This is a genomic window from Burkholderia sp. D-99 (genome assembly GCF_011605345.1).
GTDB lineage: Bacteria > Pseudomonadota > Gammaproteobacteria > Burkholderiales > Burkholderiaceae > Burkholderia.
The window spans coordinates 33,408-46,017 of sequence record NZ_JAAOXM010000008.1; the positions used below are offsets into that span (position 1 = coordinate 33,408).

The following is a 12,610-nucleotide window of genomic DNA, read 5'->3' on the forward strand; positions in this document are numbered from 1 at the left end:
ACGACGGAGACGCGAAGTGGATTTGAATCTGCAACACAAGGTCGTGATCGTGACCGGCGGCGCATCGGGCATCGGTGCCGCGATCTCGATGCGGCTGGCCGAAGAAGGCGCGATTCCGGTGGTGTTCGCGCGCCACGCGCCCGACGATGCATTCTGGCGCGCACTCGTGCAGAAACAGTCGCAGGCCACGTGCGTGTCCGTCGAGTTGCAGGACGATGCACAGTGCCGCGATGCGGTTGCGCAGACCGTCGCGCGCTTCGGTCGTCTCGACGGCCTCGTCAACAACGCGGGCGTCAACGACAGCATCGGGCTCGATGCCGGCCGCGATGCGTTCGTCGCGTCGCTCGAACGCAACCTGATCCACTACTACGTGATGGCGCACTACTGCGTGCCGCACCTGAAGGCGACGCGCGGCGCGATCGTCAACGTCTCGTCGAAGACGGCCGTGACCGGGCAGGGCAACACGAGCGGCTATTGCGCATCGAAGGGCGCGCAGCTCGCATTGACGCGCGAATGGGCCGTCGCGTTGCGCGACGACGGCGTGCGTGTGAATGCGGTGATTCCCGCGGAGGTCATGACGCCGCTTTACCGGAAATGGCTCGACAGCTTCGACGATCCCGATACGAGGCTCGCCGCGATCGCCGACAAGGTGCCGCTCGGCAAGCGCTTCACGACGGCCGACGAGATTGCCGACACGGCCGTCTTCCTGCTGTCGGCACGCGCCTCGCACACGACGGGCCAGTGGCTGTTCGTCGACGGCGGCTATACGCATCTCGACCGTGCGATCAGCTAAGGGCAGCGATTCATGCAACCGGAACCGAACCTGAATGCCGCGCCGCCGCTGATTGCAATGACCGGCATCGGCAAGCGCTTTCCGGGCGTGCAGGCGCTCGACGATTGCCGTTTCGACCTGCGCGCCGGCGAAGTGCATGCGCTGATGGGCGAGAACGGCGCCGGCAAGTCGACGCTGATGAAGATCCTGGCGGGCGTCTACCCGCGCGACGACGGCGAGATCCGGATGGACGGCCGCGCGGTGGAGATCGCCGATCCACGCGCCGCGCAGGCGCTCGGGATCGGCATCATCCATCAGGAGCTGAACCTGATGAACCACCTGAGCGTCGCGCAGAACATCTTCATCGGCCGCGAGCCGCGCGGCCGCTTCGGCGTGTTCGTCGACGAAGAGACACTCAACCGCGACACGGCCGCGATCTTCGCGCGGATGCGGCTCGATCTCGACCCGCGCACGCCGGTCGGCCGGCTCACGGTCGCGAAGCAGCAGATGGTCGAGATCGCGAAGGCGCTGTCATTCGACTCGCGCGTGCTGATCATGGACGAACCGACCGCCGCGCTCAACAACGCGGAGATCGCCGAGCTGTTCCGCATCATCGGCGACCTGCGCACACATGGTGTCGGCATCGTCTACATCTCGCACAAGATGGACGAGCTGCGCCAGATCGCCGATCGCGTGACCGTGATGCGCGACGGCAAGTACGTCGCGACCGTGCCGATGGCCGGCACGTCGATGGATACGATCATTTCGATGATGGTCGGCCGCCAGCTCGCGACGGAATCCCGCACGCCGCCCGATACGTCCGCGAACGACGTCGCGCTCGAAGTGCGCGGGCTGTCGCGCGGCCGCGCGATCCGCGATGTCGGCTTCACGCTGCGGCGCGGCGAGATACTCGGCTTCGCGGGGCTGATGGGCGCGGGACGCACCGAGGTCGCGCGCGCGGTGTTCGGCGCGGACCCGGTCGATGCGGGCGAGATCCGCGTGCATGGCAGGACCGTGACGATCCGCACGCCGGCCGACGCGGTGAAGCACGGCATCGGCTACCTGTCCGAGGATCGCAAGCACTTCGGGCTCGCGGTCGGGATGGATGTGCAGAACAACATCGCACTGTCGAGCATGCGCCGCTTCATTCGGCGCGGCGTGTTCCTCGATGCGCGCGCGATGCGCGACACCGCGCAGGGCTACGTGCGGCAGCTCGCGATCCGCACGCCATCGGTCGCGCAGCCCGCGCGGCTCCTGTCGGGCGGCAACCAGCAGAAGATCGTGATCGCGAAGTGGTTGCTGCGCGACTGCGACATCCTGTTCTTCGACGAGCCGACGCGCGGCATCGACGTCGGCGCGAAAAGCGAGATCTACAAGCTGCTCGATGCGCTCGCGGCCGACGGCAAGGCGATCGTGATGATCTCGTCGGAACTGCCCGAAGTGTTGCGCATGAGCCACCGGATTCTCGTGATGTGCGAAGGGCGCGTCACCGGCGAATTGCGCGCGGCCGACGCCACGCAGGAAAAGATCATGCAGCTCGCGACGCAGCGCGAGTCGACCGTGTTGTCCTGATTTCCTGATACAGACGCTGATCCGATCATGTCCAACGATACGCATCCCGTTCCGCCCCTCGCTTCCGGCGATACGCCGGCCGGCGCGTCGAGCCTGAAGTCGCGCTTCTTCAACCCGGCCGCGCGGCAGAAACTGCTCGCGTTCGCGAGCCTTGTGCTGCTGATCGTGTTCTTCAGCATCGCGTCGCCGAACTTCCTCGAAGTCGACAACCTCGTCACGATCCTGCAGGCCACCGCCGTGAACGGCGTGCTGGCGGTCGCGTGTACGTACGTGATCATCACGTCGGGCATCGACCTGTCGGTCGGCACGCTGATGACGTTCTGCGCGGTGATGGCCGGCGTCGTGCTGACGAAGTGGGGCATGCCGCTGCCACTCGGGATCCTGGCCGCGCTGTTTTTCGGCGCGCTGTCGGGCTGCGTGTCGGGCTTTGTGATCGCGAAGATGAAGGTGCCGCCGTTCATCGCGACGCTCGGCATGATGATGCTGCTCAAGGGGCTGTCGCTCGTGATCTCGGGCACGCGGCCGATCTACTTCAACGACACGCCGGGCTTCACGTCGATCGCGCAGGATTCGCTGATCGGCAACCTGATTCCCGCGCTGCCGATCCCGAACGCGGTGCTGATCCTGTTCCTCGTCGCGATCGGTGCGTCGATCGTGCTGAACCGCACGATCTTCGGCCGCTACACGTTCGCGCTCGGCAGCAACGAGGAAGCGCTGCGGCTGTCCGGCGTGAACGTCGACGCGTGGAAGATCGCGGTCTATACGTTCAGCGGCGCGGTGTGCGGGATCGCCGGGCTGTTGATCGCATCGCGGCTGAATTCCGCGCAGCCCGCGCTCGGGCAGGGCTACGAGCTCGATGCGATCGCGGCCGTCGTGATCGGCGGCACGTCGCTGTCGGGCGGCGCGGGCAGCATCGTCGGCACCATCATCGGCGCGTTCATCATGAGCGTGCTGACGAACGGCCTGCGCATCATGTCGGTCGCGCAGGAATGGCAGACGGTCGTGACGGGCGTGATCATCATCCTGGCCGTCTACGTCGACATCCTGCGCCGGCGGCGCCGCTGACGCACGCATCTACGCACGCATGTGCTTCACCGCCGGCTCCGGCCGGCGTTCCAGTCGTTCCAGTCGATACGAAAAAAGGAGACGCGAAGTGATCAGGAGCAAGGTGTTGAACGCGATCGTCGGGCTGACGTTCGCCGTCGGCGTCACGGCCGGCGCGCACGCGCAGGAAACCTATATCCCGCTGATCTCGAAGGGCTTCCAGCATCAGTTCTGGCAGGCCGTGAAATCGGGCGCGATGCAGGCCGCGAAGGACTACAAGGTGAAGGTGACGTTCGAAGGCCCCGAAACCGAGGCGATGGTCGACAAGCAGATCGACATGCTGTCCGCCGCGATCGCGAAGAAGCCGGCCGCGCTCGGCTTCGCGGCGCTCGACAGCAAGGCCGCGCTGCCGCTGCTGAAGAAGGCGCAGGCCGAGAAAATCCCCGTGATCGCGTTCGACTCGGGCGTCGACAGCGACATCCCGGTGACGACGGCCGCGACCAACAACAAGGCGGCCGCGTCGCTCGCCGCCGACAAGCTCGCCGCGCTGATCGGCGACGAAGGCGAAGTGGCCGTGGTTGCGCACGACCAGACGAGCCGCACCGGCATCGACCGCCGCGACGGTTTTCTCGAACGGATGAAAGCGGCGCACCCGAAGGTGCAGGTCGTGACCGTGCAGTACGGCGAAGGCGATCAGCTGAAGTCGACCGAGGTGACGAAGTCGATCCTGCAGGCGTATCCGAAGCTCAAGGGGCTGTTCGGCACCAACGAAGGCTCGGCGATCGGCGTGGTCAACGGCGTGAGAGAAATGAAGCGCAAGGTCGTGATCGTCGGCTACGATTCGGGCAAGCAGCAGAAGGACGCGATCCGCAGCGGGCTGATGGCCGGCGCGATCACGCAGAACCCGATCGGGATCGGCTACAAGACGGTCGAGGCGGCCGTGAAGGCGATCAAGGGCGAGAAGCTGCCGAAGGTCATCGATACCGGTTTCTATTGGTACGACAAGACCAATATCGACGATCCGAAGATCGCGGCCGTGTTGTACGACTGACCGCCGTGGCGCAGCGCCGCTGCGCGCGGCGTGTGCGGCGGCGCGGGCGGTTGGCGGAAGCGGAACACGAGGACACCATGGGCGCAGTGCGTATCGATTCCCATCAGCACTTCTGGCGCTATCGCGCGGCCGACTATCCGTGGATCGGCCCCGGCATGGACGTGCTCGCGCGCGACTATCTGCCCGACGCGTTGTGGCCGCTGATGCATGCGCAGGCGCTCGGCGCATCGATCGCGGTGCAGGCGCGCGCCGGGCGCGACGAGACGGCGTTCCTGCTCGATCTTGCCCGTGACGATGCGCACATCGCGGCAGTGGTCGGCTGGGAGGATCTCGGTGCGCCGCAGCTCGCCGAGCGGGTCGCCGAATGGCGCAGCCCGAAGCTGCGCGGCTTCCGTCACCAGGTGCAGGACGAAGCCGACGCCGGCGCGTTCGTTGCCGATCTCGGCTTCAACCGCGGTGTCGCGTGGCTGCAGGCGAACGGTTACGTGTACGACGTGCTCGTGTTCGAGCGCCAGTTGCCGGACGTGCAGGCGTTCTGCGCACGGCACGACGCGCACTGGCTCGTGCTCGATCACGTCGGCAAGCCCGCGCTGGCCGAATTCGAGCGCGACGAATCGGCGCTCGCGCGCTGGCGCGCCGCGTTGCACGAGCTGGGCGCGCTGCCGCATGTCGCGTGCAAGCTGTCGGGGCTCGTGACCGAGGCGGACTGGAAGCGCGGCCTGCGCGGGAAGGACGTCCGGCAGATCGAACAGTGTCTCGACGTGGCGCTCGACGCGTTCGGCCCGCAGCGGCTGATGTTCGGATCGGACTGGCCCGTGTGCCTGCTGGCCGCGTCATATGACGAAGTCGCATCGATCGTCGAGCGCTGGGCCGAATCGCGGCTGTCGGCGGCCGAGCGCAACGCGCTGTGGGGCGGCACGGCCGCGCGGTGTTATGCGGTGCCGGGCGACGTGAAGCGCGGCATATAAAATAGGCGCGAACGGCCCGTGCGTTTCGCCGGGCCGTCCGCAATGCAACCGATTACCAGCATCAACGTATGTCCATCCAGCCGATCCAGAACCGCCGCCTGTACCAGCAGATCGCCGACAAGCTCAGTGCGATGATCGAGTCCGGCGATTTTCCGCCGGGCAGCTATCTGCCGCCCGAGCGTGAACTCGCCGAACGGTTCGGCGTGTCGCGCACGTCGGTGCGCGAGGCGCTGATCGCGCTCGAAGTGAGCGGGCTCGTCAGCGTGCGCGTCGGCGACGGCGTGAAGGTGCGCCACCCCGAAACGGCCGCCGCACCCGAACCCACGCCTGTCCTTGCAGAAAAGGCCACGCCGTTCACGATCATCGAGATCGATCCCGAACTCGGCATCGCGCTCGATCTCGATACCGAAATCCCGCCGTTCGCGCTGTTGCAGGCGCGTCGGCTGATCGAGCCGGAAGCCGCGGCGCTTGCCGCGAAGCACGGCTCGGACGAGCAGATCGAAGGCATCCACGCGGCGTTCCTGCGCAACCAGGAAGACAATCGCAGCGGCTCGCTCACCCATCCGGGCGACCGGCTGTTTCATATCCGCATCGCGGAAGCGAGCGACAACGCCGCGTATGCGCTGATGATCAAGCAGTTGCTCGCGCACAAGTACGACCTGATGTTCCAGCGACTGCAGTCGCTGTACATGCCGAACGACATGCCGCACCGCTCGGAACTGGAACACCGCGCGATCCTCGATGCGATCCGCGCACGCGACCCGGAGGCCGCGCGCCGCGCGATGGCCGAGCATCTCGACGAAGTGATCCGCATCTTCGGCCGCGCGCTCGACTGAGCGCGCCTTGATGCGCTACTTGGTCAGAAACGATCCGCGCGATACGGCGCCGGATCGGTGAACGGCGCTTCGCCCGTCATCATCTCGGCCAGCAGGCGGCCCGTGACGGGGCCGAGCGTCAGCCCGTGATGGTTGTGCCCGAAGGCGAACCACAGCCCGCGATGCGCGGGCGCGGGGCCGATCACCGGGCGCATGTCGGGTGTGCACGGCCGGAAGCCGAGCCACGGCTGCGGGTCGAGCCGCTCGCCGAAACCGAACATGGGGCGCGCGACGCGTTCCGCCCGTTCGAGCTGCACGCCGGTCGGCGGCACGCGGCGGCGCGCGATCTCGACGCCGGTCGTCAGCCGCAGCCCGCGCTTCATCGGTGCGATCACGTAACCGTATTCGCGATCGACGATCGGCGCCGACGGCACGCCGCGCGCGGACGGCGCGTAGTGCATGTGATAACCGCGCTTCTCGCGCAGCGGGATCTTGTAGCCGAACTTGCCGAACACCGTGTCGGACCACGGGCCGAGCGCGACGACGACAGCCGGCGCGGCGGCCGGGCCGTCCTGTGTGTTCACTTGCCAGCCGGGCGACAGCGCGTCGAGGCTCGCGGCGTCGCCGGTCAGCAGCGTGCCGCCGCCTTGCACGAACAGATGCGCATACGCTTTGACGAGCGCGGCCGGATCGACGACGCTTTTCGGATCGAGCCAGTGCAGCGCGCCGCAGAAGCCGGGGGCGAGGCTCGGTTCGTGCGCGAGCAGCGCGGCGGCATCGAGCGGCGTGATGCCGAGCCCGTGGCGGCGCGCGGTGAGCCCGGCCTCGGCCACGCCGCGTTCGAACGCGGCGGGCGTGCGGAATGCTTCCAGCCAGCCGTTCGCGCGAATCAGTTCGCCGGCACCGGCCCGCGCGATCAGCGCGTCGTGTTCGACGAGGCAGCGCTCGATCAGCGGCAGCATGTCGCGCGAAGCCGCCGCGTGGCGCAGCGGCGCCGATTCCCACCAGAAGCGCGCGAGCCACGGCGCGAACGCGGGCAGCGACGCACTGTGCCAGTAGAGATCGGTCGAGCGGTTCAGCGCGTAGCGCATCAGCGTGAACGGGCTGCGCGGGAACGGATACGGCTCGACCGACGAGCGCTCGATCAGCCCTGCATTGCCGAAGCTCGTGCCTTCGCCGGGCGCGCCGCGATCGACGAGGGCGACCTTGCGGCCGCGATCCTGCAGGTGCAGCGCGACGGAGACGCCGACGATGCCGGCGCCGAGAACGATGACGTCGAAGTCCATCTGGGGTGGTGAGTGACGGTTAGCCGGGCCAGCGCGAGATCGTGGCTGTTGCTTCGCCCGAATGGGAAGTCGTTCGAACTGCAAGCATACTCGCGACGGCGCGGGGCGTGTTGCGGGCTGTCAGTTGCCAGCCGTTCACGCATCAGATCTCGATGCCGTGTTCCAGAAGCCGGCTGCGCAGTTCGTCGCGATGATCGCGTGCAACTGTCGCCAGCAGGCGTGTGGCTTCCGGCGTGTCGAGCATCGCGCGCTGTGCTGCGCCGGGGCGCGTCCACATCGCGACGGGATTGCGCAGCCATGTTTGCACGTCGCGCGTCAGCGCGTCGTCCGGAACGTCCGGTTGCTCATTGCGCGCGGCAATCAGCACGATGCACACGAGACTGTCCCACTGATCCCGTGAGCAGATCGCACGTGCGGCATGGCGATCGCCGTGCCGCTCGAGCACCTGTTCGATCTGCGCGAGCGAGACGAATGCGCCTTGCTCGCACAGGCGCACTGCGGTTTTGCGAATCCTGCGGGCGGGGTCCAGCAATGCGCGTGCGGCAACCTCGTCCCGGATGGATGGCGACAGCCGTGCCAGCAGCACGAGTGCGTGCGCGCGGACGGGGCTGCGGACATCCGTCGAGAACCGCTCCATCGTTGCTATTGCGGCAGGCGCACGCAGTTCGGCGAGCAACGACAACGCCGCGCGAACCCGAGTGGCAGGCAACGTGCCTGCATCGAGCAGCGCAACGCAGCGGTCCGCGACATCTCGGCCGAGTTCGGCGAGCAACCGGGCCGCAGTAGCGCGCACGCTGCCTTGCGGATCGAGCGTTGCCCGCCACAGGAATTGCTCGGTGCCGTCGTCGATGCCTTCGTCGATCATATGAACGAGCGCCGCGTGGCGAACCGGGCCGAATGGAGAGTCGGCCGCGAGATCGATACAGCGCAGGCGATCGCTTGCCGGTACGTCGTCGAGCATCGCCGCTGCCCGCCGCGCGAGCACGATGTCGCCGGAGGTCAGGCCGTGCGTGACCAGTTCGGCAGCCGGCAGGATCCGATGGTCGAATGCGACGAGGCAGGCGATGCGCCGGAGCCGGAAGTCCGGGGCGTGCATCGCGTCGACGATCGAATCGACGCCGCCTGCCTGCACCAGCCGCTGTTCGAATGCGTGCAGCCATGGGCCGTGATCTTCGCGCGTGGCCGACGTGAGCTGGCGCAACGAGGGAAGCAGGGCGGCGAAGTACGCGGGCGGCACGGTCGCGAGCAGTGTGACGAGTGCGTTCGTCGCGGCGCGCCGGACTTCGGGCACCCAGTCGTTGATGCGTGCGGCAATCGGTTCGAGCAGGGCGCTGTCGCCAAGCTCGACCGCGCGGGCGATCCCCGCTTCGCGAACATAGCCCGAGTAATGATCGATCGCCTGCGCGAGCAGCGTGACGTCACGGCTCGACGCGACCATTTGCAGCGCGGCGGCGAGCGGCATCGGTTGGCCTTGCGGCAAGTAGACCGTATGCGCGGGCGCCGTGGACGGCGACCGTGCTCCGAAAATCTTGGCGATCAGGTTCATCGGAATCAGCGAGACGAAATGGCGTGCAGTTTCATCGGAAGAATCATGGGTGCCGGCCATTCTACGCGAGCGGATTTCTCGGCAGTGGTCGCTTCACCGGATGCGACGGTCCGCGTTCAAGGGAATGCTCAGCCGCGTGCGTCGAGTGGTTGCGATGCTATTGCCAACGGCACGCCGACTGCGATCCCGTTGCGGCCAATCCAATCCTACCCAGGCAGACCACGATGCAACCGGCGCGCCAATCCGCCGATCAATGCTTCGACGTCGACGCTGAACCGAAGACGATGATCGAATTCACACGCAGCGTCGCGAGCAAACTGGATTCAGCCTGCTTTTTCGCGCTTCCCAGCGGGTGTTTCCCACTGGTGGATCACGCGGATTTTTACCTAAGATGAAGCAATCGTGCGCGTGATACGGTGCCTGCTCGCGCACGGAGGGAGGCGGGAGGCAGCGCCGGAGCAACGCCAGCGGATGTTGCCATCATGGATGCGAAAGTGTGCGCGGCGGCTGCCGGTTTTACGACGGCAACGACGCCAATGTGCGCGGCGGCAATCGCCGCGCGGAAGACGGGCCGGCCCGGCCGTACCGCTTCGCTGCGCCACGCGTTTCTCGCAATCGTTTGCGTTCTGGGTGCGGCGCCGGCCGTGCTCGCGGGGGTACCTGCCGACGCGGACGATCCCGTCGACACCACGCGTATCGTCGCCGCCGCAAACCCTGCCGATCCCGCGGCGTCTCCCGATTCCGCCGTTTCGTCACACGACTCCGCCGTGCGTCAGGTCGTGCTCGGCATCGTCAGCTTCACGCGCTGGCCGACCACGCCCGTTCGCCTGCACCTGTGCGTCACGGGCCGGCCCGACTACGCGCGCGGCCTGACCGATACGCTGCAGGCGGGCTCCACGCTGCTCGACGTGCAGCGTGTCCGCTTCGACGATCCGTCGCTCGGCATCGCGTGCGACGTCGTGTATCTCGGCACCTTGAACAACGACGAGAGAACGCGCGTGAGAACCGCACTGGCCGGCCATCCGGTCCTGACGATCGCGGAACACGATCCGTCCTGCACCGCGGGCGGCATGTTCTGTCTCAATGTCGATGGCGATCGCGTGTCGTTCGACATCAATCTCGACGCGGTGGCGCGCAGCGGCGTGCGCGTGCATCCGAACGTGCTCAATCTCGCGCGACGGCCGGGGGCACCATGATGCGGCCCTTGCTCCACGTGCCTCCTTCGCGCATGTCGCGCCCCACGCTGCAAAGCGTGCTGCGCCGTGCGCACCTGCGCCTCGCGTTCGTCGCCGTTGCGATGGCCGCCGTGTCGTTGATCGTGGTCGCCGTGATCGCGTTGCGTGCGTATGCGGGCAACAACCTGAACCTGCTGGCCCGCTCGCTCGGTTATACGGTCGAGGCGGCGCTCGTGTTCGGCGATCGCGTCGCGGCGAGCGAGGCGATCGGCATGATCGCGAGCGAGGAAGACGTCGCGCAGGTCGTGGTGACCGACAGCAAGGGCCAGCCGTTCGCGACGTGGCAGCTGCCTGCCGGAAACGGGATCGCGCGGCTCGAGCGCGTCGTTGCCGATCTCGCGCTGCCCGGGCCCGTGACGGTGCCGGTCGTGCACGACGGCATCGTCGTCGGGCAGGTCGTCGTGCGCGGCCGCGGACACCAGTTCTTCGGGTTCCTGCTCGGCGGCGTCGGCGGCATTCTCGGCTGCCTGGCCGTCAGCGTGTTCGGCGCGTATGTGAGCTCGAAGCGCCTGCTGCGCAACATCGTCGCGCCGTTGCGCGCGCTCGCCGGCGTCGCGCATGCGGTGCGGCGCGAACGGGTATTCGCACGGCGCGTCGAGCCGGCGGCGATCGCGGAACTGAACGAGCTCGGCGACGACTTCAATGCGCTGCTCGACGAATTCGAAGACTGGCAAAACACGCTGCGCGACGAAAACGCGTCGCTCGAACACAAGGCGACGCACGATGCGCTCACCGGGCTGCCCAATCGCGTGCAGTTCGAGTCGCGTCTCGCGCGTGCGCTCGTCGATGCCGACGGGACGGGCCAGCGGGTCGCGATCCTGTATCTGGACTGCGACCGCTTCAAGGAGATCAACGATTGTCTGGGTCACGATGCCGGCGACGCGGTGCTGGTCGGCATCGCGTCGCGGCTGCGCACGCAGGTGCGCGAGACCGATCTGGTCGCGCGCCTCGGCGGCGACGAATTTGCGGTGATGCTGGCGACGGTGCGCGAAGCGGGCAGCGTGTTCCGGATCGCCGACGAGATATTGTCCGGCATGGCGCCGTCGATCGAGCTGTCCGACGGCCGCATGGTGGCCACCATGATGAGTGCCGGCGTTGCGCTGTATCCCGACCACGCATCGGACGCGAGCGGTTTGCTGCGCGCGGCGGATGCAGCGATGTACCGGGCCAAGCGCGCCCGGCCAGGCTCGTGGCAGCTGGCCGAAAGCGTTGCGGGACCGGTTTGATCGATTGTTTCGCGCTGCGGGCGAGGCCGCAGCCGCGGATGACAACAAGCGCGCCCGGCGCGGGCGCACTCGAAGGGGATGCGAAATGAACCACTCGTTTCCTGTGGGCATCGGGCGGACGTGCGTCTGGAGCGCGCTGCTGCTGTGCATGCTGCTGGGCGGCTGCAAGACACCGCCGCTTCATCGCGGGCTGACGCAGACGCAGGTCACGGCGCTCAAGTCGGCCGGTTTCCAGGAAACCGAACAGGGTTTCGAATTCGGCTCGACCGGACCGATCCTGTTCGATTTCGACCGCTACAACCTCAAGCCCGACGTGCGGCGGATCGTCGAGCGGATCGGGCGCACGCTCCACTCGGCCGGGATCAACGGGGTGCGGGTCTATGGCTACTCGGACGAAGAGGGCGTGGACGACTACGACGTCGAGTTGTCGCGGCGGCGCGCCGAGGTGGTGGCGATCGAGCTCGTCGATCTCGGGCTGGATGCGAAGCGCATCGCGGTCGTCGGGAAAGGGAAGCTCGACCCGGTGGGTGACAACCGGACACCGGCGGGTCGCGCGCAGAACCGGCGGGCGGCGATCGTGGTGTCGCCGCGGTGAGGTTTTGTTTCCGCGGGGCAGCGGCGCCCGCCGATGCGCATCGTGCATGGGCGCGTGGCGTTGGATGCAGCCTGAAGGAGACGCAACGGAACGCGTTTGCCGTACCGATCTGATGTTTCCGGCCGCGGCGCCATAGGCGGCGCGGCGCGTGCCGCGGACTTCCGGGTGTTCGCCCGGCGCAAGCAGCCGATCGTCATGCCCTTGTCATGTCGACGTGGCGCATTACCGGGTGAAGCAGTCTTCGACGACCGGATGGTGTCGTTCGACGCATTCGAGCCGGTGCTGTCACTTGCCCGGACGAAATCGCTCCGCCGGCTCTTTGAATACTTCCTCTCCATTTGTTTGCCGAGGGCGATCCTGCCCCGGAATCCCGCTGCCAGCCTGGGTTCCCGGTTTTCAGGGCTCGAATGGAAACGTTTGCGAGTGACTTTCGCGCTGTCGGAATTTGTCCTACATTATCGGGGCTTTGGGGCCGGCCCGCCGGCCTACGGAACCTGAGA

Annotated in this window: 12 protein-coding genes; 10 read left to right on the forward strand and 2 right to left on the reverse strand. The window is 67.3% G+C overall.

The features are described 5' to 3' along the window. Positions 1 to 16: 16 nt before the first annotated feature. The 6 genes from HAV18_RS25540 (at position 17) to HAV18_RS25565 (ending at position 6,243) form a co-directional block, all read left to right on the forward strand. Positions 17 to 793 (forward strand): SDR family oxidoreductase, encoded by a 777-nt coding sequence (locus tag HAV18_RS25540; protein WP_166961502.1) that lies wholly within the window; start codon positions 17 to 19, stop codon positions 791 to 793. Positions 794 to 805: 12 nt separating this feature from the next. Next, positions 806 to 2,344 carry a sugar ABC transporter ATP-binding protein gene (locus HAV18_RS25545; RefSeq protein ID WP_166961505.1) on the forward strand — a complete coding sequence of 513 codons (1,539 nt, stop codon included), beginning with the start codon at positions 806 to 808 and terminating at the stop codon, positions 2,342 to 2,344. Between the two features lie 27 nt (positions 2,345 to 2,371). After that, positions 2,372 to 3,409 (forward strand): ABC transporter permease, encoded by a 1,038-nt coding sequence (locus HAV18_RS25550; RefSeq protein ID WP_166961508.1) that lies wholly within the window; start codon positions 2,372 to 2,374, stop codon positions 3,407 to 3,409. Positions 3,410 to 3,497: 88 nt separating this feature from the next. After that, positions 3,498 to 4,439, forward strand: a complete 942-nt coding sequence (locus tag HAV18_RS25555) for an ABC transporter substrate-binding protein (RefSeq protein ID WP_166961511.1) — start codon at positions 3,498 to 3,500, stop codon at positions 4,437 to 4,439. A 77-nt stretch (positions 4,440 to 4,516) separates the two neighbouring features. Continuing rightward, entirely contained in the window at positions 4,517 to 5,407 is an 891-nt protein-coding gene (locus HAV18_RS25560; protein ID WP_166961514.1) for an amidohydrolase, read from the forward strand. Between the two features lie 68 nt (positions 5,408 to 5,475). Further along, a complete protein-coding gene (locus HAV18_RS25565) occupies positions 5,476 to 6,243 on the forward strand; it encodes a FadR/GntR family transcriptional regulator (protein WP_166961517.1) in 768 nt (255 codons plus the stop codon). Between the two features lie 23 nt (positions 6,244 to 6,266). Here the strand turns inward: HAV18_RS25565 and HAV18_RS25570 are convergent, their stop codons facing one another. Further along, positions 6,267 to 7,508, reverse strand: coding sequence for an FAD-binding oxidoreductase (locus HAV18_RS25570; RefSeq protein ID WP_166961520.1), 1,242 nt, complete (start codon positions 7,506 to 7,508; stop codon positions 6,267 to 6,269). Positions 7,509 to 7,650: 142 nt separating this feature from the next. Further along, positions 7,651 to 9,054, reverse strand: coding sequence for a hypothetical protein (locus HAV18_RS25575; protein WP_166961523.1), 1,404 nt, complete (start codon positions 9,052 to 9,054; stop codon positions 7,651 to 7,653). 482 nt (positions 9,055 to 9,536) lie between these two features. Between HAV18_RS25575 and HAV18_RS25580 the strand changes: the two genes are divergently transcribed. The 4 genes from HAV18_RS25580 (at position 9,537) to HAV18_RS25595 (ending at position 12,608) form a co-directional block, all read left to right on the forward strand. Continuing rightward, entirely contained in the window at positions 9,537 to 10,250 is a 714-nt protein-coding gene (locus tag HAV18_RS25580) for a YfiR family protein (protein ID WP_166961526.1), read from the forward strand. Continuing rightward, a complete protein-coding gene (locus HAV18_RS25585) occupies positions 10,247 to 11,515 on the forward strand; it encodes a diguanylate cyclase domain-containing protein (RefSeq protein WP_166961543.1) in 1,269 nt (422 codons plus the stop codon). Before HAV18_RS25580 ends, HAV18_RS25585 begins: the two co-directional genes overlap by 4 nt. Positions 11,516 to 11,600: 85 nt before the next feature. Continuing rightward, on the forward strand, positions 11,601 to 12,110 hold the full coding sequence (locus tag HAV18_RS25590) for an OmpA family protein (protein ID WP_166961547.1): 510 nt from the start codon (positions 11,601 to 11,603) through the stop codon (positions 12,108 to 12,110). Between the two features lie 96 nt (positions 12,111 to 12,206). Continuing rightward, positions 12,207 to 12,608, forward strand: coding sequence for a hypothetical protein (locus HAV18_RS25595; RefSeq protein WP_166961550.1), 402 nt, complete (start codon positions 12,207 to 12,209; stop codon positions 12,606 to 12,608). The last annotated feature ends 2 nt before the right edge of the window (positions 12,609 to 12,610 follow it).